Source organism: Pseudocitrobacter sp. CD920760 (assembly GCF_057782505.1).
Genome location: NZ_CM173490.1, coordinates 2,508,744 through 2,531,456, shown reverse-complemented (window position 1 = coordinate 2,531,456; position 22,713 = coordinate 2,508,744). Strand labels below are relative to the sequence as shown.

Annotated in this window: 21 protein-coding genes; 7 read left to right on the top strand and 14 right to left on the bottom strand. The window is 53.9% G+C overall.

The features are described 5' to 3' along the window. The first annotated feature begins 86 nt into the window (after positions 1 to 86). The gene (locus AC1MKH_RS11935) at positions 87 to 995 is read left to right on the top strand and encodes a DMT family transporter (protein ID WP_276221384.1); all 909 of its coding nucleotides are present in this window, start codon (positions 87 to 89) and stop codon (positions 993 to 995) included. A gap of 33 nt (positions 996 to 1,028) precedes the next feature. On the opposite strand, the gene AC1MKH_RS11930 is transcribed toward AC1MKH_RS11935, so the two are convergent. From AC1MKH_RS11930 to tehA, 3 genes are all read right to left on the bottom strand, one after another. Continuing rightward, positions 1,029 to 1,697, bottom strand: a complete 669-nt coding sequence (locus AC1MKH_RS11930; RefSeq protein WP_276221386.1) for a DUF3313 domain-containing protein — start codon at positions 1,695 to 1,697, stop codon at positions 1,029 to 1,031. A 195-nt stretch (positions 1,698 to 1,892) separates the two neighbouring features. After that, the gene (gene tehB / locus AC1MKH_RS11925) at positions 1,893 to 2,489 is read right to left on the bottom strand and encodes a tellurite resistance methyltransferase TehB (protein ID WP_276221556.1); all 597 of its coding nucleotides are present in this window, start codon (positions 2,487 to 2,489) and stop codon (positions 1,893 to 1,895) included. Between the two features lie 2 nt (positions 2,490 to 2,491). Continuing rightward, positions 2,492 to 3,490, bottom strand: coding sequence for a dicarboxylate transporter/tellurite-resistance protein TehA (tehA, locus tag AC1MKH_RS11920; protein ID WP_276221388.1), 999 nt, complete (start codon positions 3,488 to 3,490; stop codon positions 2,492 to 2,494). A 112-nt stretch (positions 3,491 to 3,602) separates the two neighbouring features. Here tehA and ydcK point away from each other — a divergent pair, with 112 nt between their 5' ends. After that, the gene (gene ydcK, locus AC1MKH_RS11915) at positions 3,603 to 4,583 is read left to right on the top strand and encodes a YdcK family protein (RefSeq protein WP_276221390.1); all 981 of its coding nucleotides are present in this window, start codon (positions 3,603 to 3,605) and stop codon (positions 4,581 to 4,583) included. On the opposite strand, the gene rimL is transcribed toward ydcK, so the two are convergent. The 5 genes from rimL to hglS form a co-directional block, all read right to left on the bottom strand. Beyond that, the gene (gene rimL / locus AC1MKH_RS11910; RefSeq protein WP_276221392.1) at positions 4,575 to 5,126 is read right to left on the bottom strand and encodes a 50S ribosomal protein L7/L12-serine acetyltransferase; all 552 of its coding nucleotides are present in this window, start codon (positions 5,124 to 5,126) and stop codon (positions 4,575 to 4,577) included. The two genes, ydcK and rimL, sit on opposite strands and share 9 nt — an antisense overlap. 68 nt (positions 5,127 to 5,194) lie before the next feature. Then, a complete protein-coding gene (locus AC1MKH_RS11905) occupies positions 5,195 to 6,850 on the bottom strand; it encodes a glucan biosynthesis protein D (protein ID WP_276221394.1) in 1,656 nt (551 codons plus the stop codon). Positions 6,851 to 7,033: 183 nt separating this feature from the next. Beyond that, entirely contained in the window at positions 7,034 to 7,984 is a 951-nt protein-coding gene (locus AC1MKH_RS11900; RefSeq protein WP_327621878.1) for a GlxA family transcriptional regulator, read from the bottom strand. A 147-nt stretch (positions 7,985 to 8,131) separates the two neighbouring features. Further along, complete coding sequence (locus tag AC1MKH_RS11895; RefSeq protein ID WP_276221398.1) at positions 8,132 to 9,640, bottom strand: carboxylesterase/lipase family protein; 1,509 nt, start codon at positions 9,638 to 9,640, stop codon at positions 8,132 to 8,134. Between the two features lie 40 nt (positions 9,641 to 9,680). Then, positions 9,681 to 11,024 carry a 2-oxoadipate dioxygenase/decarboxylase HglS gene (gene hglS / locus AC1MKH_RS11890; RefSeq protein WP_276221399.1) on the bottom strand — a complete coding sequence of 448 codons (1,344 nt, stop codon included), beginning with the start codon at positions 11,022 to 11,024 and terminating at the stop codon, positions 9,681 to 9,683. A 218-nt stretch (positions 11,025 to 11,242) separates the two neighbouring features. Here hglS and pcaH point away from each other — a divergent pair, with 218 nt between their 5' ends. The 4 genes from pcaH (at position 11,243) to AC1MKH_RS11870 (ending at position 16,366) form a co-directional block, all read left to right on the top strand. Next, positions 11,243 to 11,983 (top strand): protocatechuate 3,4-dioxygenase subunit beta, encoded by a 741-nt coding sequence (gene pcaH, locus AC1MKH_RS11885; RefSeq protein WP_276221401.1) that lies wholly within the window; start codon positions 11,243 to 11,245, stop codon positions 11,981 to 11,983. Continuing rightward, a complete protein-coding gene (pcaG, locus tag AC1MKH_RS11880; protein ID WP_015964529.1) occupies positions 11,980 to 12,600 on the top strand; it encodes a protocatechuate 3,4-dioxygenase subunit alpha in 621 nt (206 codons plus the stop codon). The genes pcaH and pcaG overlap by 4 nt, the downstream gene beginning before the upstream one ends. A 178-nt stretch (positions 12,601 to 12,778) precedes the next feature. Continuing rightward, on the top strand, positions 12,779 to 13,702 hold the full coding sequence (locus AC1MKH_RS11875) for a LysR substrate-binding domain-containing protein (protein ID WP_276221405.1): 924 nt from the start codon (positions 12,779 to 12,781) through the stop codon (positions 13,700 to 13,702). A 285-nt stretch (positions 13,703 to 13,987) separates the two neighbouring features. Continuing rightward, positions 13,988 to 16,366, top strand: coding sequence for a glucose/quinate/shikimate family membrane-bound PQQ-dependent dehydrogenase (locus AC1MKH_RS11870; RefSeq protein WP_276221407.1), 2,379 nt, complete (start codon positions 13,988 to 13,990; stop codon positions 16,364 to 16,366). 38 nt (positions 16,367 to 16,404) lie between these two features. Here AC1MKH_RS11870 and AC1MKH_RS11865 read toward each other — a convergent pair whose 3' ends face one another. The 6 genes from AC1MKH_RS11865 to cybB all read right to left on the bottom strand — a co-directional run bounded on the left by AC1MKH_RS11865 (position 16,405) and on the right by cybB (position 21,488). Then, on the bottom strand, positions 16,405 to 18,081 hold the full coding sequence (locus tag AC1MKH_RS11865; RefSeq protein WP_276221409.1) for a methyl-accepting chemotaxis protein: 1,677 nt from the start codon (positions 18,079 to 18,081) through the stop codon (positions 16,405 to 16,407). Positions 18,082 to 18,231: 150 nt separating this feature from the next. Further along, on the bottom strand, positions 18,232 to 19,350 hold the full coding sequence (locus tag AC1MKH_RS11860; protein WP_276221411.1) for an S-(hydroxymethyl)glutathione dehydrogenase/class III alcohol dehydrogenase: 1,119 nt from the start codon (positions 19,348 to 19,350) through the stop codon (positions 18,232 to 18,234). A 24-nt stretch (positions 19,351 to 19,374) separates the two neighbouring features. Beyond that, positions 19,375 to 19,650 carry a metal/formaldehyde-sensitive transcriptional repressor gene (locus AC1MKH_RS11855; RefSeq protein ID WP_015964534.1) on the bottom strand — a complete coding sequence of 92 codons (276 nt, stop codon included), beginning with the start codon at positions 19,648 to 19,650 and terminating at the stop codon, positions 19,375 to 19,377. Between the two features lie 145 nt (positions 19,651 to 19,795). After that, positions 19,796 to 19,948, bottom strand: coding sequence for a Hok/Gef family protein (locus AC1MKH_RS11850; RefSeq protein ID WP_276221414.1), 153 nt, complete (start codon positions 19,946 to 19,948; stop codon positions 19,796 to 19,798). 281 nt (positions 19,949 to 20,229) lie between these two features. Next, positions 20,230 to 20,868, bottom strand: coding sequence for a leucine efflux protein LeuE (leuE, locus tag AC1MKH_RS11845; protein WP_231827351.1), 639 nt, complete (start codon positions 20,866 to 20,868; stop codon positions 20,230 to 20,232). Positions 20,869 to 20,957: 89 nt separating this feature from the next. After that, positions 20,958 to 21,488, bottom strand: coding sequence for a cytochrome b561 (gene cybB / locus AC1MKH_RS11840; RefSeq protein ID WP_327621879.1), 531 nt, complete (start codon positions 21,486 to 21,488; stop codon positions 20,958 to 20,960). Between the two features lie 198 nt (positions 21,489 to 21,686). On the opposite strand from cybB, the gene gap reads away from it, so the two are divergent. After that, a complete protein-coding gene (gene gap / locus AC1MKH_RS11835; RefSeq protein ID WP_276221420.1) occupies positions 21,687 to 22,688 on the top strand; it encodes a type I glyceraldehyde-3-phosphate dehydrogenase in 1,002 nt (333 codons plus the stop codon). The last annotated feature ends 25 nt before the right edge of the window (positions 22,689 to 22,713 follow it).

The window sequence follows — 22,713 nt, the reverse complement described above, 5'->3', positions numbered from 1 at the left end:
AATTTGCAAGTCAGTGGCAAGGCGCTGCAAGCGCCACCCAGCAAGACGCGTCAAACTGCGCTTTTCAGGGTTATTGAGGAACGCGCATGAACGCACTGCTCTACATACTGGTTGTCGCCATCTGGGGCACGACGTGGATCGCCATTTTTTTACAACAAGGCCCGGTACCGGCTACCGTGTCTATCTTCTGGCGCTTCGCAATTGCCAGCGTCACCATGCTGACGATTCTGCTCCTGGCTCGCCGTCTGCGTCGCCTCGCCTTACGCGACCATCTTTTTTGCATCTTGCAGGGTTGTTGTGTGTTCGGCTTTAACTTCTGGTGTTTTTACACCGCCGCAAGCTGGATTAACACCGGGCTGGAATCGGTGATTTTCTCGATGGCGGTACTCTTTAACGCCATCAACAGTTTTCTTTTTTTTCGCCAGACGCCGCCAGGACGCTTTTACCTTGCCGCACTGCTGGGACTGGTCGGGATTATCACCCTGTTCTGGGACGATCTTCAGGTATCCGGGCTGAGTAGCACGATGCTACCGGGGATCCTGTTGAGTGCCCTTGGCACCTACGGCTTCTCGCTGGGCAATATGCTCAGTATCCGCCACCAGCGACGCGGGCTGGAAACGCTGACCACCAATAGCTGGGCGATGCTCTACGGCACGCTGATCATTGGGGCAATCGCTCTGCTACGCGGCGATAACTTTACGCCGCAGTGGACCACGAGCTATCTGGGTGCCCTGTTCTACCTGGCTATTTTTGGCTCGGTGATTGCCTTTGGCGCCTACTTCACCCTGGTAGGCAGAATCGGTGCCAGCAACGCGGCGTACAGCACGTTACTGTTTCCGCTGGTCGCGCTGACGCTCTCGACGTTGTACGAAGGCTATCAGTGGCATGCCAACGCCATTATCGGGCTGGTGCTGATTTTAGTCGGGAATCTGGTGATGTTTGCGCGGGTGCCTGCGGGGCTTTTAAAGACGCGGCTGAAAATGAAACAGGCGTAAAAAATCGGGTGGCCTGGGCCACCCGATTTTCGATTATTTCATTGCCGGGTCGAATTTAACGGCATCCACCGCCATATCGTCGATGGTCTTTTTCAGGGTTTGCAGCGTCATCGGGGTATTCTCATTGTTGAGATCTTTCCCTTCGCCTTTACGCACTACTTTCACCACCGGTTTATTGGTTGCCGCATCGATCAACTCACCCTCGAAGAAAAGATGGGTATCCATCGTACGGTGACCGGTCGCCATTTGGGTACCGGCAACCACTAACGCAATTGGCACCACTTCGTAGAACTGGAGCCCTTCATTACTCGAATCGACGGCGGTAATTGCACCACGGAAGATCAGGCTACGTGGCCCTGGGGTGGCAACGATTTTTTTATGCTGTGAGACAGCCTGTTTAATCTGTTGATCGGTGTAAGTACGAATATCATCCAGCGCTTTTTGGCCAATCTGGGTGCTCGGTTTCGGCGTCGGATAATAGACCACAGGGTTATAAACAATGCTGTCATAATTTTTAGGATTGTAATTAGGATCCACCCAACGCAGGGTCGGTTTGCCCGTTGCGGAGGTAGTTTCCTGCAGATTCGAATAATCTTTTAAAAAGCCGGAATACTGCGTAGGTTCCGCGACTTTCGACGCACAACCAGACAGAGCAATAACACCGGCAAGGGCCGCAACTTTGAAGAACGTATGAGTACGCATGGGTTTAATCCTGATAGAGGTACGATTTCAAAAGAGTTGTAGCAAAGGAATGAACTGCCTGTTGTTGCAAAAATGGTTGTCGCTCGCAATTTATAGAAAAAAAATAATTAGTTAGCAGGCGAATAAAAAATTACCGGCGTAATTTTTAGCCGGTAATTTATGATAAGAAAAAGGGAATAGTGGGACTTTTAGCCGTTATGCCGTTTTTTGCGCCAGCATTGTGGCAAAACGCAGTTTAATGCGATTGCCATTGGCATCAGTACGGTGCAGTTCACCTGGATTCTCGTTATATTTAAGTAAGTTCCAGCCTGCATAGTAGTGACGTAGCTCATCCGTTTTAAACGCAAAAGGGAAACCTACGGTACAAGGATAGTCTTCAGTATCCATCGCTGCGACAATCAGGTTATATCCGCCGGGCTGCGTACAACGCTGCATATTCGCAATCAAACCAGGAATCGTTTCCGGTTGCAGGAACATCATCACTACGGTCGAAAGAATAAAGTCGTACTCCCCTTCAAAGCTCAGTGCATTGAGATCCTTAATTGCCGATTGTAAATTCTCCAGCCCTTCTTCACGGCGGATGGATTCCAGGTTATTGATGCTTGCCGGATTCTTATCCCATGCCGTAACGTCAAAACCGTTTGCGGCAAGGTAGAGCGCGTTACGCCCGTTACCGCAGCCGAGATCCAACGTTTTGCCAGGCGTAATCACTTTCGCCGCCTCCAGCACCTCGGAATGCGTGCGGGTCAGGCCATATTTTTCGCTAAAGTAGTTTTCATCACGAATCGTCATCATCAATCCTTACTTTTCTCTAAGACAGAACGGTCAACACGGACCAGCAGTTTCCCCTGAAGCAGTAACACCAGCGTGCGTATCAATAACAGGCCAATAATAAAATTGGTAAAGATAAACATCGGCAACGCCAGGTGATGGTAGAAACCGACGCCACTGGCATGGCCCAAATGCAGCGCCGTCGTGGCAAGCGCGGAGATACCAAACGAGAAGCTCCAGAACGACGCATTAAAAGCCTGACGCAGATACCAGGGCATCAGGCGCAGCATAAACAGCAGTTGCAGCAGGCCATAACCAAACAGCATTTTGGCGAAGACATCAGCATGCCCGCCGTTGACGCTCAGCCATGCGCTACAGGCCACCAGCGCCGGGGCAAGTTGAATCCCCAGTGAAGTACGCAGCGGCATCGGCAATTCGCCGCCGCTACGCAAGCGCTGAACGATTGCCGGTTCGAGCGTGATCCATGAAATTACGCCCGCCCCCAGAAACGCCAGCCCGGCGTCGTTAAAACCCAGCGCGCCGCAGGCCATGGTGCTGATAAAGTTATTCGCCACGGTCGGTAAATAGAGCCCCGGCGTGGTGGCGCCTTCGGGATGTTCTCCGCGCCACAGCCCCGCCGTTTGCCAGGCGGCATAACCCAGTTGCAGCGTGACCCCCACGGCAAACAACACCAGCGCAATCGGTCTGTCCCACGGCGTAACGCCAATTGACACCAGCATCGTTGTCGCCGGAAACAGGCTGACAAAGCTGCTGGCAATCGGATGCCGCATTTCGTCAATGACGCTATGCGGAAAGCGTATCGCCCGGCTGATAAACGCCAGTGCCAGCAGGCTCCACATAACGATGGCCAGAATCACCAGACCGTCGCCAATCGCCCGGCTCACCGGCCAAATCGTGCTGGCGTAGCGCCAGGCAAACCCCATCCCGATGGTCCCCAACACCATGCCAAAATAGCCAGCGGGTAAATTCAACACCTTGCTCTCACACTTCGAATTCTTCATTCTGTTTATATTATCAACTAATTTTGAAGATGCATTTTAAAGTAATCTTTAAATGCCCGCTACCTGCAATATTTGCTACGTTTATCTTAGTGCGAAGCAATGAGAATAACCGATGAAAAAATACCGCCTTAGCGAACAGACCCGCACACACTCGTTTACGCAAAATGGCGATAAACGCAACGTTGTGGTGCGGCAAATCATCGCCCTGCGTGACTTTGCCGATGTCACCGCAGGCAGCGCGGGCGGTTGGGTAGACGACGAAAATGCGCTCAGTCAGCAAGGCGACTGTTGGATCTACGATGAAAACAGCGTGGTATTTGCAGGCGCGCATATCGAAGGAAACGCTCGCCTGACGCAGCCTTGCGAAGTCAGCCATCATGCGCATATCCGCGGAGAGGCCTGGATCGATTGCAGTAAAATCAGTCATTACGCCCTGATAAGTGACAACGTCACCGTGCAGGCATCCACCGTTCGCGGATATTGTCACCTGTTTGGCAACGCGCGCGTTTTACACCATAGCCAGGTGATTGCCGCCCAGGGGTTGACGCCTGATAACGATCAAGTGCTTCAGATTTACGACCACGCGACGGTGAGCCGCTCGCGAATTGTTCACCAGGCACAAATTTATGGTGAAGCGATTGTGAATCATGCTTTTGTTGAACATCGGGCGGAGATTTTCGAACGTGCCCTGCTGGAAGGCAACGAAGAAAATGACGTCTGGGTCTGCGACTGCGCGAAAGTGTATGGCAACGCACGGGTGGTAGCCGGGGCCGGTGAAGACGCCATCCCCACCCTGCGATACAGCTCGCAGGTGGCTGAAAATGCGGTCATTGAAGGCAATTGCCTGTTGAAACATCACGTGCGCGTCGGCGGTCACGCCTGGCTTCAGGGCGGCCCAATTCTGCTCGACGATAACGTATTGATTTACGGGCATGCCCGTATTCGCGGCGATGTGGTGATCGAGCATCATGTTGAGATTGAAGGTGATGCCGTTGTCGAAGCCTTTGGTGATGACGTTATTCATTTGCGCGGACGCGCGGTGATCCGCGGCGAGCAGCGTATTACGCGCACGCCGCTGTTAGGATCACTTTGACGCGTTGTCGATAATCCGTGCGTAGATATTTTGATCGTAATAAACGCCGTTGAGAAATTCCGCCTGCTTCAGACAGCCTTCGAGGCTAAACCCGTTACGTAAGGCAACCTGATTGCTGCGCGCGTTATCCACGCGGCATTTAATGACGAAGCGTCGGACTTCGCCGCGTTGTACAAAGTAGTCAATAAACGCCTGCAACGAGGCGGAAAGAATGCCTTTGCCTTGCTCAGACTCATCCAGCCAGTAACCGATATAACCGGTCTTGTTGGTCGGTTCAATCTGATTAAACGACAGTACCCCCACCAGCGTGTCACGCTCGAAAATCATGAACATTTTCACGATGCCGCGCTGATGCAGCATCATATTGCCCAGCACATGCTGGCGCGTGTCCTGCTCGCGGGTGACCAACAGCGGCCAGTTCATTGACGCAGAAAGCCAGTCTCTGTTTTTGATAACCAACTGGTGCAGCGCCGGTACGTGGCTTTCATCAACCGCGTGGAGGCTCAACGTAGGGCTAACCGGGATAATCTCCTGCGAAGGCATGGTGTTTCCTCAATAAAAAAGCCGGATGGCGCTTCGCTTATCCGGCCTACAGGTTACAGTTTGCTCGATTACTTCATCACGCGGTCATCAACGTACTGACGTTTATCCGGCGCGGGCGGGAAATACTGATACAACCAGGTTTCACTGATGGCATCACCCTGACAGCGCAGGAACATACGCATATCAACCGGGTCGGTTGAATCGGAGGTCGGATACCAGTCAAAGAGAATGCGGTAGCCGTCGAACGGTTCCACGTAGAGGATCTCAATTTGTTTGGCTTCCCCGCTGGAGAGCGTAATGACCGGCTCGATACCCTTCGGTGCGGCCGCTTTCAAATCGCCGCCAACGAAATCGATAGCAAAACGACGTGACCATTTTTCCGGGTAATGCTCGCCCGGTGCCCAGCCTTCCGGGAAACTGCCCATACCGGTACGGGTCGCCATCACGCGGGCCAGCGGTGAACGCACCGGCGGCATCGCGCTCCAGTAAAGACGGTAGCTGAAATTGAGCGTATCGCCCGCTTTCACCGGTTTTTCCGGCTGCCAGAAGCAAACAATGTTATCCAGCGTTTCACCGGTGGTCGGGATTTCCATCAAGCTGACGGCTCCTTTGCCCCACTGATTACGCGGCTCAACCCACAGGCTCGGGCGCTTGTTGTACCAACCCATGATGTCCTGATAGTGCGTGAAATCGCGATCCAGTTGCAACAAGCCAAAGCCTTTCGGGTTTTTGTCCTGATAAGCGTTGAATTGCAGTTTCTGCGGGTTATTCAGCGGACGGCAAATCCACTCACCGTTACCCAGCCACATTGCCAGACGATCGGAGTCATGAATTTGCGGGTGGATGGTGTCGCAGACGCGGCGTTCATTATTGCCACAGCTGAACATACTGGTCATCGGGGCGATACCCAGCTGTTTGATGTCTTTACGCGCGTAGATATGATTTTCGACGTCCATTATCACCTGGCTTTCCGCACAGTTGATGATGAACTTATACGCGCCGGTCACGCTTGGGCTGTCGAGCAGCGCGTAAACCGTAAAGACGGTTGCCCCGGGTTTCACCGTTTCAAACCAGAACGAGGTGAAGTCCGGGAACTCTTCCAGACTGTCGGTGTAGGTATCCACCGCAAGCCCTCGGGCGGACAAACCGTACTGATAAGTACTGTCGACTGCGCGGAAGTAGCTCGCGCCAAGGAAAGAAACGATATCGCGACGCGCCAGCTCCGGCGCTTTGAACGCGCGGAACCCGGCAAATCCGAGGTCGGTCTGCCCTTCCAGCTGTTTGGTATCAACGCCCGTGTCGGTGTATTTAAACAGTTCCGGACGGAAATGCACTTCGCGCGCCTGCTGCGTCGCGGCATCCACGGAGAACATCCGCACGCGACGGCGGAACCCCATCCCCACGTGGAAGAACTGGATGTCTAACTGGCGATCGTCAACGTTGTTCCACAGAGAATGTGCGGCATCATATTGAATGCTGTTGTAGGCCTGCGGCGTCATGTTCGCCAGCGTCTCCGGCAACGGACGCGGCGCGCCGCCCCATGGCTGACGGGAGAGATCGTGTGCCATAGACTGCAGCACGGAAAAGTCGAAACGACGGGTCTGGCCGTCCGCAATATCCGACTCCTGCGCTAACGCAGCCTGAGAAAAAAGGGAGGCTACACCGGATGTCCCGCACACGGCGGCAACAGCCATTGATGATTTAAGAAAGTGTCTGCGGTTCATGCCTGAGAAAGCGTCCTTTTTAAGAGAAGAATGCGGTAAACGGTTACGTCGTTAAGTCCGACCACTCTAGACAAAATTGATTAATAATCCAATTGTTGGCGCGATAAATTGTTCTGACTGGCGCAAAAAGATTCTGTCGAGGGGAAGAGACTGAATAAGGTGTAAATTTGTGTATAAAAAACGTTATTTACCACGAAACATCTTGCGCCACTCACTCGGGCTCACGCCAAACCGTTGTTTAAATCCCTGACGATAAGAAACCGGCGAGTTAAACCCTGACAAACTGGCGATCATTTCCACGCTATGGTCCGTTGATTCCAGCAACGTCTGGCTGTAGCGCAGACGTTCAACCTGCAACCATTCCACCGGCGATACGCCCGTTGCTCGGGTGAAGTTGCGGGTAAAGGTACGCCGCGCCATCGAAACGAAATTCGCCAGCGAGTCAACATCGTGTGGTTTATCAAGATGGCCGCGCAGGTAATCCAGCAAAGCATTAATTCGGCTATCTTTGGTGTTTTTCGGCACGGCACATTCAATAAACTGGGCCTGACCCCCCTCACGATACGGGGGGATCACCATGCGGCGGGCGACTTTATTGGCAACGGCGCTGCCATAATATTTACGCAGCACATAGAGGCAGCAATCGATCCCGGCAGCCGTGCCGGCGGAGGTGATCAGATGGTCGTCATCCACGTAGAGCGAGTTGGTATCGAGCTGTATGCAGGGGAAACGTGCCGTAAAATCCGCTTCAAACTCCCAGTGAGTCGCGGCCCGGTGGTTATCCAGAAGCCCGGCGTAGGCAAGCACATACGTCCCAAGACAAAGCCCGACAATATTCGCGCCTCGCAGGCGGGCTGCCAGCAAGGCGTTGAGCAGCGCAACGGAGGGTTTTTCTTCGGGATGTGCCCAGAATGGGATAATAACAATGTCGGCATCATTCAGGGTGTCGAGCCCGTGTTCAACGGATACTGACATGCCCGATTTCGAGGGGATTATCCCCGGATTTTCGGCGCAAACCACATAACGAAATAACGCATCACCCGGCAGGATTTGGCTAAAAATAATCTCCGGTACGGAGAGGTGAAACGGGCTGAACCCTTCGGTGGCGATTACAGCCACCAACGGCGCTGACATAAACAACTCCTTTAAGGCTATCTGTCCTGGCATTTGCAGGAGGGCAGATAGAGAAAAGCCCCGAGTGATTTTTCAATCAACCCGAGGCCCTCTATATGCCAGACACATGTAGAGTGCCTCTTACAGACCGTAAGGTCAATACAACGCTCAATCCAGCGTCACATGATGCTTCATCACCCGCTTAAACAACGCCAGCCGCGCACGCATAAAACGGTTCTCCACTTTAAAACCTGCGTGCTTATTCAGGCCAATTCGCAGTAGCCGATCGCGGCCCTGGACCGATGCGGGCCAGCGAGTGGGGCCATTGAGTACAGTGCAGGTGGCACTGGCATGATGTGCAAAATTCACCCAATAAGCGGCCACCTGTGCCGCAAAGGCTCTGTCTCGCTCATTGACGTAAAATCGGGCAGGTTCTGCCAGCGTCAGAGTATCAAAAACGTAAGGAACTTCGTTGCCATGCCACGCGCCGTTGGCGTAAGTCGCGTGTTCCGCTTCGGCCACATAATCAAACCAGTAGCGCCAGCAGGGTTGATTCACCCGCTGTTGAGCCTGCATCACCACATAGCCCAGCGTGGTAAAGGCCATATCCCGGCACACCTGACGCCCGAGTTCTTCATCGCCCTTCACACCCGGATAGAGCAGTTTAATGAGCCCCAGCCCCAGACGCCGGGTTCGCCTGAGTTTTTCTATCTCACCGGCAAGATCAACACCAAACACCGCCATCACGCTGGCTTCGTCGCTGTTCGAACCAATCAACACCGGCATCGCATGCTGTTTCCCGGCAAAAAAGACGTCCAGCATGGGCTGTGGTAGCACCGCGTCTCCGGCGATGGGCGTTGGGCCAATATTGAGCGGTGCTTCGAGCGGCCAGAACTTTTCCGGCGGGATCGCACGTAGCTGGTCCGCGCTGGCATTCTCCAGGCCAAAGTGCGCCGCCAGCTGCACGCCCTTCTCCAGCGCCTTTTCGCGTGGGGTATCGGGAAGCGTATAGCCACTCTGGATCACCGCTTTGTGAAACAGCCCCGCCGCTTTCGGCGATGCCATGAGTGACAGCACGCTGCGCGCGCCCGCAGACTCGCCAAATAACGTGACATTATCGCTGTCACCACCAAATGCCGCGATGTTCTGCTGAACCCAGCGTAGCGCGGCGATTTGATCCATCAGGGCAAAGTTATTCAACGGCTCGTCGTCTTCTCCTTCAAGGGCAGGATGAGCAAAAAAGCCCAAATGCCCGAGCCGATAGTTAACCGTCACCACCACCACATCTCGCTGCGCCAGCGCTTTGCCGTCGTACGGCGGCAGACCGCCCGCACCAATGGTGTACCCGCCACCGTGCAGCCACACCATCACGGGTAAAGGAGCTGAACGCGCGGCTGGCGACCAGACATTCAGATAGAGACAATCTTCCGAGAAGCGCCCCGGATCGCCACCGCCCAGTTCACGGCAGTAGTCGATATTCTGCCAGCAGGAAGCAGAGAAAGTATCGGCCTGACGCACGCCACTCCACGGTTGAACGGGCTGCGGCGCACGCCAGCGCAAAGCACCGACGGGCGGTTGCGCGAAGGGAATGCCTCGCCAGAGGTGGATATTCTCATCAACGAGGCCAAGAAGTGTGCCCTGGCGGGTTTCCGCCAGCGGCGTTGAGGGGTTTTGCATCGATTCCGTCCTTTATCAATCTCCCTCAAGATTACCTGTTTCAGAGCAGACCGCAACGCCGTTTGCTGCGCGCTTCCGCCTGCTCGTAGAGCGTAAATTCATCCAGCACCGGGCAGCCCAGCGCCTGTTCAAAGGCATCACGGCTGGCGTTTCCGTGATGCCGCGTCGAATTGCCGTTTCCAAGGTTGGACTGAAAAATCCCCGCCGCGCTGACCGGCAGGAAATCTTCATAAATAATTGGCTGCGCAATCACCCAACCGCGCTCAATTAACGGCTGCGGATCGTCGCCAGGATGAAATGCCTGACGATGTGCTTCCCCGGCGGGCGTCAGACGATAACGAAACCAGGCGAGCCCCTGCTGACGGAGCAGAAATTCGCTATCCGGGAACGCCTTGAACACATCCTGTAAATGCAGTTGATGGGTCAGGTTATCGCTACCGACACCCGCCTCATTGAGCAATTTGTCATACAGCGCCCGCCCTTTTTGCGTTAACGCGATGCCCCGCTGCTCAATTTCACCGAACCGCGCGGTATGCGTTCCCTGCCCGTCACCGGCAAATTTCACTGGCTCTTCCAGCGCCTTAAAACTGGTCTGACGCAATAACAACGGAACATCACGGCGCGGCGGGCCTTCAATCACCGCTTTTGGTTCAATTCCGTATTCCGCCATCAGCGCCTGTACACGGTCGATATCCAGCGTGCGCGGCGTGAGATGGTTGATGTGACAACCGGGGAAACAGACAACATCGGCAATTAACCGATGCTGCTGATGCAGCGCCTGATAGGTTTCGCGATCGACCGTCGCCGACTGATGCCAGCGAAAGGTTTCCAGCGCTTGCTGGACAAAATCCTGCGCCTGCGACGCCGTAAACTCGCCCCGATCTTCATGGAGCGCAATCAGTTCGCGGCAACGCGGGGTAAAAATATCACGCTGCTGTAAAATCTCAGCAGCACGCTGCCTGAGCGCGGGATCGTCAATTAATTCAAGGCGTAAGAGCGAGGTAAACACACGAAATGGATTGCGCGACAACGCCGCATCATCTACCGGACGAAAGGCTGTGGAGTGTACCGGCACGCCCGCCTGAGAGAGATCGTAATAGCTAACCGGGTACATCCCCATAATGGCGAACATGCGCCGCAGCATCGACAGCTCCTCAGCCGTGCCGACGCGAATCGCCCCATGACGCTCAACGTTAAGCCGAGCCAGTTCATCCGCATTCACCATTTGTTCATGCAGGCGCGTGTTATTTTCCAGTACCGCCAGATTCACGTCTGCAACCAGCTCCAGCAATGTGCCGTACTGCGGCACTTCCTGCTGATACATTGCCGACATCGCCTGCGAAAAATCTTCCCGAATCTCATCTGCCGTGATGCTTTGCGCCATGATGTCATGCCTCCAGTGAATATATTCTGGAGTGTAGAAAAGCTCGTGACACTGCGTGGCAAGAATTTGGAAAGTGTGATCGGCATGACGCTGTAAGCGAAACGGAGAGGTATAACCTGAGGTTATTAAATAAACACCTTAAATTCACTTTAAATTAACATTGAATTTACACACACTCATTGTGGCGACAAAAACAACACCCTACACGGAGCCACCTTATGAGCACGAAATGGTCACCGCAAGAAGTTATCCATCGCGACTATAGCAGTCACCCGCCCGCGTTTGCGCCGGGCTACAAAACCAGCGTGCTGCGCTCGCCGCGTAATGCGCTTATCTCCCTGCAAAACTCACTGTCAGAAATCACCGGCCCGGTTTTTTCCAGCGACGATCTGGGGCCTCAGGATAATGATTTGATCCTGAACTATGCCAAAGACGGCCTGCCGATTGGCGAACGCATCATCGTTCACGGTTATGTGCGCGATGGGTTTGGCCGCCCGATGAAAAACACGCTGGTTGAAGTCTGGCAGGCCAACGCCGGCGGCCGCTATCGCCATAAAAAAGATCAGTATCTGGCGCCCATCGACCCCAATTTTGGCGGCTGCGGCCGCGTGCTGACGGATGAAAATGGCTACTACTTCTTCCGTACCATCAAGCCAGGCCCGTATCCGTGGCGCAATCAGGCGAGCGACTGGCGTCCTTCGCATATTCACTTTTCGCTATCAGGCGATGCCTTTGCACAACGTCTGGTGACGCAGATGTATTTCGAAGGCGACACGCTGATCAAACAGTGCCCTATCGTCAAAACCATCAATAACGATGATGCCATCCGCACGCTGATCGCCGAGCTGGATACACATGCCGCGATTCCGCTGGATTGTCTGGCATATCGCTTTGATCTGGTACTGCGCGGGCAACGTGCAACACTGTTTGAAAACCGCACTCAGGGGGCTGCGCGATGAAAGAGTATTTACAGGAAACTGCCTCACAAACGGCGGGCCCATATGTTCACATCGGCCTCGCGCCTGATGCCGCCGGGTTCCATATTTTCGAAAAAAATTTCGGCCCGGTACTGGTCAATAGCCATACTCAGGGCGAGCGCATTACCATTGAAGGGCGTGTACTGGATGGTTCAGGCACGCCGGTGCGCGATGTCCTGCTGGAGATTTGGCAGGCGAACGCCAACGGGCGCTATAACCACCCGGCAGACAGACAGGAAGGCAAAGCGCTGGATGCCGATTTCCGTGGCTGGGGTCGCGCCTGCTCTGATTTTGATAGCGGCATCTGGCGCTTCGAAACCATCAAACCCGGCCCGGTAGTGGGTCGCGATGGTCGCATGATGGCACCGCACGTTAATCTGTGGATAGCCGCGCGCGGCATCAATATAGGCCTCAATACGCGGATGTACTTTGCCGATGAACAGGCCGCAAATCAGACCGATCCGGTACTGAATCTGATTGAGTGGGAAGTTCGCCGCCAGACGCTCATCGCCCAAAAAGAGACGCGCGGTAATGAGACCGTGTACCGTTTTGATATCTATCTACAGGGTGATAAGGAAACCGTCTTTTTCGATCTTTAATCCCCCTGTGCCCGGCATCGCTGCGTTTGCCGGGCTTTCTTTTCCCATCAATCCCTGCGCTGTGTCAGAAATTTCTTGTAACTCAATTAGATCAAATGTTAATAATAATTTGCTATCAGGTTATCAAATTTAAACAGTATTACTTGTCACTCTTATCGATCTGTTCTTAACATCGCGTATGGAAAAAAATGCTCTCTTTAGTCAGCGCATTCGTCTGCGCCACCTGCACACTTTCGTTGCCGTCGCCCAACAAGGAACTCTGGGGCGTGCGGCTGAAACCCTTAATCTCAGCCAGCCTGCGTTATCCAAAACGCTTAATGAACTGGAGCAACTGACCGGTACCCGCTTATTCGAACGTGGGCGTCTTGGCGCACAGCTGACGCTTGTCGGCGAGCAGTTTCTTACCCACGCGGTGAAAGTTCTGGATGCGCTAAATACTGCCGGCCAGGCGTTAACCCGCAAAGAAGGCAGCCATCATGATGTCGTCCGAATCGGCGCGCTGCCTACTGCTGCGCTGGGGATACTACCGATGGTGCTGGGTCAGTTTCATCAGCAACAGCATGATGTCACGTTGCAGGTCGCGACCATGAATAACACCATGCTGCTGGCGGCGCTGAAATCCGGGGATATTGATTTTGGTATTGGCCGCATGTCAGACCCGGAACTGATGACCGGCTTAACCTATGAGCTGCTGTTTCTGGAATCGCTCAAACTAGTGGTGCGCCCGGACCATCCTCTTCTGCATGAAAATATTACACTAAGCCGCGTGATGGAGTGGCCTGTTGTTGTCTCTCCGAAAGGGACCGTTCCCCGACAAAATGCGGAAACGCTGCTGCAAAGTCAGGGCTGTAAAATGCCTGCGGGCTGCATTGAAACACTGTCGGCTTCGCTCTCCCGCCAGTTAACCGTGGATTACAACTACGTCTGGTTTGTGCCGTCCGGTGCGGTCAGAGACGACCTGCGACGCGGTGCGTTAACCTCGCTTCCCATCGCGACTCAGGGTCAGGGCGAGCCTATTGGCGTGTTGACGCGCGTAGACAGTCCTATTTCCAGCGGCGCGCAGACGCTGCTGGCAGCCATTCGCAAATCAATGCCAGGTTAACCTTCCGCATTCCGGCCCTCTCCGTCATGGAGAGGGTGGCTACCGCTTCACCTCAGATCCCGTCACCATAGATCAATTAATGCGAAATCATTTATTAACAATTGCGCAATGCGATTTAACAGATCTATTATAGCCACACATTAACCAAATGGTTCATTCGTAATCCATATGAGTATCGGATGAACACGAATAACAAGCAACTCTCTTTCATTTAAAACAACACCCCCTTTATGTGTGATTCATTTGGTTCACTCATCCGGGTTTGGCTGTCATCAGGAGAACAGTATGGCAACGGGCATTTCACTCAAAGGACTCCCCCGGGTCCTTAAATGGCTTCTCGCCGGACTGATGTTTATCATCGGTCTGGCCGTGGGCGCGCTGGGCATTAAACTCGCTACCGTGGGGGGAACCTGGTTCTTCGCGCTGATGGGACTGGTGATGATTGTCGCTGCCGCGCTGATCGCACGTAATCGCCGCAGCGGGATAGTACTGTATGCACTGGCGTTTATTATTGCGCTGATTTGGTCTGTCAGCGATGCAGGCTGGGATTTCTGGCCACTCTTTTCACGCCTGTTCACCTTTGGGGTGCTGGCATTCCTTTGCGCCATTATCTGGCCGTTCCTGTCCGTATCGCCGCACGCGAAGAAGGGCCCGGCCTTTGGCCTGGCGGCTGTCATCGCCGTGGTATTGCTGGCCAGCATGGGCGGCATGTTCAAAACCCATACCCTGGTGAGCGCAGATGAAGAGGTTCCGGTGAAACCGGTGACCGCGGGCGAGCAGCAGAAGAACTGGACACACTGGGGGAATACCACTCACGGCGACCGCTTTGCTGCACTGGATCAAATCAACAAGCAGAACGTCGATAAGCTGCAGGTGGCGTGGGTCGCGCATACCGGAGATATTCCGGTCAGTAATGGTTCCGGCGCTGAAGATCAGAATACCCCACTACAGGTAGGCGACACGCTGTTCGTCTGTACGCCGTACAGTAAAGTGCTGGCGCTGGATGTCGACAGCGGTAAAGAGAAGTGGCGTTATGATTCGAAAGCCACGGCACCAAACTGGCAGCGTTGCCGAGGGTTAGGCTATTACGAAGAGGCGCAAAGCGTCGCCGCTGCGGAAAATAACAGCGCGCCTGCTGCCTGCCCGCGTCGTCTGTTCCTGCCAACCACCGACGCGCGCCTTATCGCAATCAATGCTGATACCGGTAAACCGTGCGCCGACTTTGGTGATAACGGCGTGGTTGATCTGAGCGTCGGGATGGGCGAAATCAAGCCCGGTTATTATCAGCAGACCTCAACACCGTTGGTAGCCGGGAATGTGGTGGTGCTGGGCGGTCGCGTTGCCGATAACTTCTCCACCGATGAACCGCCGGGCGTGGTGCGTGCTTATGACGTGCACACCGGTAAACTGGCGTGGGCGTGGGATCCGGGTAACCCGAATATTACCGGGCTGCCGCCGGAAGGCCAGACCTACACGCGCGGCACGCCAAACGTGTGGTCCGCGATGTCATATGACGCCAAACTGAATCTGGTCTACTTACCGACCGGTAATGCGACACCCGATTTCTGGGCGGGTGAACGTACGGCGCTGGATGATAAATACAGCTCGTCTATTGTTGCCGTTGATGCGACCACCGGGAAAGTGCGCTGGCATTATCAGACCACGCACCACGATCTGTGGGATTTCGACCTGCCTTCTCAGCCATTGCTGACCGATTTGCCTGACGGCAAAGGCGGCACCACACCGGTACTGGTACAAACCAGCAAGCAGGGCATGATCTTCATGCTGAACCGCGAAACCGGCGAGCCGGTGGCGAAAGTCGAAGAACGTCCGGTTCCGGCAGGTGATGTTAAAGGCGAACGTTATTCCCCTACTCAGCCGTATTCCGTCGGTATGCCGATGATTGGCAACGAAACGCTGAAAGAATCGGATATGTGGGGCGCAACGCCAATCGATTTGCTGCTGTGCCGTATTCAGTTTAAAGAGATGCGCCATCAGGGCATTTTCACCCCTCCAGGCGAAGATCGTTCACTGCAATACCCTGGTTCGCTGGGCGGCATGAACTGGGGCAGCGTCTCCGTTGACCCGAACAACAGCCTGATGTTCGTTAACGATATGCGCCTCGGTCTGGCGAACTATATGGTACCGCGCGCGAAAGTGGCGAAAGATGCCAGCGGTATCGAAATGGGGATTGTCCCGATGGAAGGCACACCGTATGGTGCAATGCGCGAGCGCTTCCTGTCGCCGCTGGGCATTCCGTGTCAGAAACCGCCGTTTGGTACGATGTCAGCGGTCGATCTGAAATCAGGTAAAATCGTCTGGCAGGTGCCGGTTGGTACGGTGGAAGACACCGGGCCGTTGGGTATCCGCATGCATATGCCGATCCCTATCGGGATGCCGACGCTGGGTGCGTCTATGACCACGCAATCCGGTCTGCTGTTCTTCGCCGGTACGCAGGATTTCTATCTGCGCGCCTTTGATACAGCAACCGGGAAAGAAGTCTGGAAAGACCGACTGCCGGTGGGCAGCCAGTCTGGCCCGATGACTTATGTGTCGCCGAAAACCGGCAAACAGTACATCATCATCAACGCAGGCGGCGCACGTCAGTCCCCGGACCGTGGTGATTACATCATTGCATACGCCCTGCCGGACGCACAAAAGTAACTCTCCGTGTCGGGTGATTTCTCACCCGACCTTTTAACCTAAAACGATTCCCAGCTATCGCCGCCTGCCACGGCTAACGTCGGCGCAGTAGCCGGGACGTTTTCTTTCTTCACTCCGCGGCGCGAAGGAATACGAAACGTCCCTACCGCTTCGGTTAATCGTGCTGCCTGCGCCTCCAGCGAGGCCGCCGCTGCCGATGCTTCCTCCACCAGCGAGGCATTCTGCTGAGTGACGTTATCCATCTCGGTAATCGCCTGGCTGACCTGCAAAATCCCGCGACTCTGTTCATCAGACGCCGCCGCGATTTCCAGCATAATGTCCGTCACGCGTTTCACCGCATCAACAATTTCCGTCATCGTTGCCCCGGCGTTCACCACTTCATCCGAACCGCGCTCAATCAGGGTGACAGATTCAGAAATCAGCCCTTCAATCTCCTTTGCCGCCTGCGCGCTGCGACTGGCGAGCGTGCGCACTTCGCTGGCAACCACCGCGAACCCACGCCCCTGCTCACCGGCACGCGCCGCTTCTACCGCCGCGTTAAGAGCCAGGATATTGGTCTGGAAGGCAATACTATTAATTACTGCGGTAATTTCGGAGATCTTCTTCGAACTGGTAGAAATATTGCCCATTGTCGCGACCACGCCCGTGACCAGTTGCCCACCACGGGTTGCTTTCCCGGAGGCATCTTCCGCCAGTTTGCTGGCGTGATGGGCGTTATCGGCGTTTTGTTTTACTGTTGCGGTGAGCTCTTCCATGCTGGCGGCGGTCTGTTCAATAGCAGCCGCCTGTTGTTCGGTCCGTGCAGAGAGATCCGTATTCCCCACCGAGATTTCGCTGGTCCCACGATAGATTTCCTCTGCCCCCTGGCGTACCGTGCCCACCGTTTGCACCAGCGCATGCTGCATTTTTTGCAGGTTAAAGCTGAGTTGGCCGATTTCGCTGCGCCCGACGGATTCATCCGGCTGGGTGAGATCGCCGCTGGCGATTTGCGCGATACGCTGCCCGGCGTGTTGCAAGGGTTTAATCACAATACGGCGCAACACCACGAAGGTCATTATTGTCAGCACCAGCGCCAGCACAAAGGCCGCCGCCATAAACATCAGCCCAAGGCGGGTACGCTCAAGCAATAGCTCAGTAAGGTGGTTGGCTCTGTCGGTACGAATCTGAATCACTTTCAGCAGCACCGCGTTATAGCGATCGTCCAGCGGTTTTGCCTGTTCGTTTTCATGATTAATGATCGCTTCAAACATGCCATTTTTAGCGTATTTCAGCATCGGCTTCAGGCCATCAATATAGGCGGTATAGCGAGCGGTGAGCTCTTTATCCAGTGCACTATCTGCTGACGTTTTCACCCGACGCTCACGATATTGAGTAAACGCCACCTGCGACTGCTGCATGCGGGATTCCGCCGTCGCAATATTGCGTTTCATCTCATTCATTTCAGCAATCCGGCTCGCCGCACCGGCGTGGATTAGCTCAATACGCGTCGTGCGCAGATGGTTAGAGCTGTTTGATAAGCCCATCCGCACCTGCAATTCTTCGGTGACATCTTTTTGATCCTGTTCCGCCTGCAACAGGAAATACCCCGCCAGCCCGGAGCTTAGGGCAAACAGCAGAATGATGCCGCCGAGAATAGCGGAGAAAAGCGGAACTAAACGAATATGGTGCAGGAAACTGAGTTTTTGGGTCTGGTGTTGTGTTTTAGTCTTGTCCATGCCAATCGACTCTCTTCAGGTAAGCGGCGTACAAACACGCCCGTAAGATTGTCATCGGCAAGTCAGAGGATTTGATTATGGCTAAAAGCGCAAGGTGGGTCACAATTTGGCGTAAAAAACGTCCTCCCCGACGGGAGAGGACGCCTGGGATTACGCGTCGCCGAAATGAATAACTGTACGAATGGATTTCCCTTCGTGCATCAGATCAAACGCTTCGTTGATTTGCTCCAGCGGCAGACGGTGCGTAATGAACGGATCAAGCTGAATTTTGCCCGCCATGGCGTCTTCAACCATACCCGGCAGCTGGGAACGGCCTTTCACGCCGCCAAAGGCAGAACCACGCCATACGCGGCCGGTCACCAGCTGGAACGGTCGGGTTTTGATCTCCTGACCTGCACCCGCAACGCCGATGATGACGCTTTCACCCCAACCTTTATGGCAGCATTCCAGCGCGGATCGCATGACGTCGACGTTTCCGATACATTCGAAGCTAAAATCAACGCCACCGTCGGTCATTTCGACAATGACATCCTGAACCGGTTTATCGTAATCCTTCGGGTTAATGAAATCGGTCGCACCCATCTCTTTCGCCAGCTTGAATTTCTCCGGGTTGGTATCAATGGCCAGAATGCGTCCCGCTTTCGCCTGTACCGCCCCCTGAATCGCCGCCAGGCCGATGCCGCCCAGACCGAAGATCGCAACGGTATCGCCCTCTTTTACTTTTGCGGTGTTATGCACCGCGCCGATACCGGTAGTGACGCCGCAACCCAGCAGACAAACTTTGTCTAGCGGTGCCTGCGGGTTCACTTTCGCCAGTGAGATCTCGGCACACACGGTGTATTCGCTGAAAGTACTGGTGCCCATGTAATGGAAAATCGGTTCACCGTTATAGGAGAAACGGGTGGTGCCATCCGGCATCAACCCTTTCCCCTGGGTGGCGCGAACGGCCTGACAAAGGTTAGTTTTGCCAGACTTACAGAACTTACACTCTCCGCATTCGGCAGTATAAAGCGGAATAACGTGGTCGCCCGGTTTCAGGCTGGTGACGCCTTCGCCCACTTCAACAACGATGCCGCCGCCTTCATGCCCCAGCACCGCCGGGAATACGCCTTCCGGATCATCGCCGGATAAGGTAAATGCATCGGTATGGCAAACCCCGGTATGGGTGATTTTTACCAGTACTTCGCCTTTTTTCGGCGGCGCGACATCGATTTCAACAATTTTCAGCGGTTGACCTGGGCCAAACGCGACAGCTGCACGTGATTTCATAGCGGTCTCTTCCTTTATGATGTTTTATTTTAGATAAGATCGTAGCAGATGACCGACTTCAGCCATGCGCACGGCGCGCTGATCGGGCGTCGTTTCGCCGCTTACCAGCTCGTCTTTAAGGTGCATTTCAACCAGTTCGCCCATCAGGCCATTGGCGGCCCCGCGAATTGACGCGATCTGTTGCAGAATAGTCAGGCACGGCTCGCCGGATTCCAGCGCGCGTTCAAGAGCATCAACCTGCCCTTTAATGCGGCGTACCCGGGTCAGCGCCCGTTTTTTATCGTCAGGGGAATGCGGCATACGCCCTCCATTAGTATAGGGGGGTATACTATCATCGATATAATGTGAATGTAAAACAATCACCAAATGAATGTGTCATGGGGTGCATTGAGGACGCCAGCCAACCATTGAGATTGGCGGGGATCGCTCCCCGCCTTGTCTCTTACTATTTAGAGTCGCACACTGTAGAAACAGTAACCTCCGTCTGGTTTGTCCGGAAGTGGACCTCGCAGAGGTCCCGCCGCATCGCCAACACCGCTAAAATCACGGTGATACAGATGATAACCAGGGCAATTAAGCCTGAACGTTGCCATTTCATAGCCTGCTTCTCCTTGACCCGTAGGTCTGTAAGAGGCTAATCTAATGCTGTTGGGCATAGATTGTGGCCTCGGTAAGTGTTAAGCGTCCTGCAAGACGCTCAATGTTTCCGGGGCTTTTCTCTATCTGCCTTTTGGTGTTTGCCTGAGACAGATAGCCTCAAGCACCCGCCGCGATTTTACACCTTCACGGTGAAACTCAGCAGTCTGGAAATGGACTCGTAAGAAAGGAATGATTGCTTTAGAGGGGTGCCGGATACAGGTGCATCCGGCAAAAAGTGACTTAAGACTGCAGCGTCGCCAGTCGCGCCGCGAAACCCACAAACACCAGCCCAATCAGGCTATTGCCAATCTTCGCCAGCTTCTTACGGGTTTTCACATACCGCGTCACCAGCGAGCCCGACACGATCAGGAAGCTTAAATAGGTAAAGCTCACCAGCTCAAGCGTCAGCGCCAGGATAAAGAATGCCAGCCCCGGCGTAGCCGATTTCACGTCAATAAACTGCACGAAGAACGAGACATAAAACAAAATCGCTTTGGGATTGGTTAAGCTCAGCGTCAGCGCGCGTTTGAAAATTGCATGACCCGGCTCGGCGTGCGCTTCTGGTTCTCCGGCTTTACGCTTCAGCGTACTGTAGAGCATTTTCCCGCCCAGATAGAGCAGATAAATCGCCCCCAGATAGCGCACCAGATTAAACAGAACCGGAGTGGTTTTAATGAGCGTCGCCACGCCCGCATAAGAGAGGAACATCAGCACCGCATCGCCGATAAAGACCGCCAGCGCTGCCATGTAGCCGCCACGAATACCGTGTGCCACGCCTGTTTTCAGGACAAAGAAGGTATTTGGCCCCGGCACCAGAATGATAAAAATCGCCCCGACCACATACGTCCAGTAATTTAGTACGCCAAAATCTGCGAACACCCTGCTCTTCCTTACACAATATTAACCATCGTGGCGGTATGGTAACGCACGCCACATGGCCAATAAAGGACTATTCAGTTTACTTATGATTAACCCCGTTTACGCGGCATCATGCGCAGCAGCGTATTGTCTTTCCAGACATAATGATGCGCCAGCGCGGCCAGGGCATGAAGTCCAATCAGCCAGTAACCAATATTTGCCAGCAGAATGTGATAATCCTTCATCGTATCGACAATATCGAAATTCGATTCCGCCGCATGCGGCATGGTTATCCCAAAAGCAAACCACGGATTTCCCCGGTTATACATCATCACCAGACCAATAATCGGCAATGCAATAAACAGCAGGTAAATCGCCAGATGCCCCAGATGCGCCATGCCCGTCATCATTGGCTTAGGTTTCGGTACAATCGGCGGCGCCGGGCGTTTCAGGCGAATCAGCAAACGCGCCGCCATCAGCACCAGAATGGAGATGCCACAGGAGACGTGCACCATGTTGATAACCGGACGCGCGCTACGCGGAAAGAAGCCACGGAATTCCATCGCACAGTAAGCAATAATAACCAGTAAGAAGACCAGCCAGTGAATGCCTATTTGCAGGCCTGAGTATTTATCGCGCATAGCGACCCCTGATAAGTAATTAACAAAAAAGCAAAATAGCCGTTTTTACTTAAAAATTCATTAACTTTTCAGCAGTTACTTTGGTTCTATTCACCTCATTGATGCGTTACAGACAAAATCGGGTTGCCCATCCGCTAATGCTGAACTAAGCCTGGATAAGTAAAAAAACCGTATCACCCCGAACTGATGGAGAACATCATGAGTAAAATTGGCATTAACGGATTTGGGCGTATTGGTCGACTGGTCCTGCGTCGTCTGCTGGAAACTTCGAGCAGCAATGAAGTTGTCGCAATTAACGATCTTACGTCGCCAAAAGTACTGGCATATTTGCTGAAGTACGATTCCAACTACGGGCCGTTCCCGTGGAGCGTTGATTTCAGCGACAACGCGCTGATTGTTAACGGTAAAACGATTAAAGTCTTTGCGGAAAAAGAGGCGAAGAACATCCCGTGGAAAACGGAAGGCGCAGAAATCGTCGTCGAATGTACGGGTTTCTATACCTCAGCTGAAAAATCGCAGGCGCATATCGATGCGGGGGCAAAAAAAGTACTGATATCTGCTCCGGCGGGTGACATCAAAACGCTGGTTTACAACGTGAATGATGACACGCTCAACGCCAGCGACACGATTATTTCTGTCGCTTCCTGCACCACCAACTGTCTGGCGCCAATGGCAAAAGCATTGCATGATGCATTCGAGATCAAAGTGGGCACCATGACCACTATCCATGCCTATACCGGGACTCAGGCGCTGGTTGACGGGCCTCGCGGCAAAGATCTGCGCGCTTCTCGTGCCGCAGCGGAAAATATTATCCCGCATACGACGGGGGCGGCAAAAGCGATCGGACTGGTTATCCCTGCCCTTGTCGGTAAACTGAAAGGCCATGCCCAGCGTGTGCCGACGAAAACCGGTTCTGTGACCGAACTGGTTTCGATTTTGGGTAAAAAAGTCACCGTCGATGACGTGAATGCCGCGCTGAAAAAAGCGACAGAAAATAATGAGTCGTTTGGCTACACCAACGATGACATCGTATCGACCGATATTATCGGTACGCACTTTGGTTCCGTTTTCGACGCCACGCAAACCGAGGTGACAGAAGCAGGCGATCTGCAACTGGTCAAAACGGTCGCCTGGTACGATAACGAATACGGGTTTGTGACTCAGTTGATTCGCGTACTGGAAAAATACGCCAAACTGTAAAAAGACAACGCCCGGAAACGTTCCT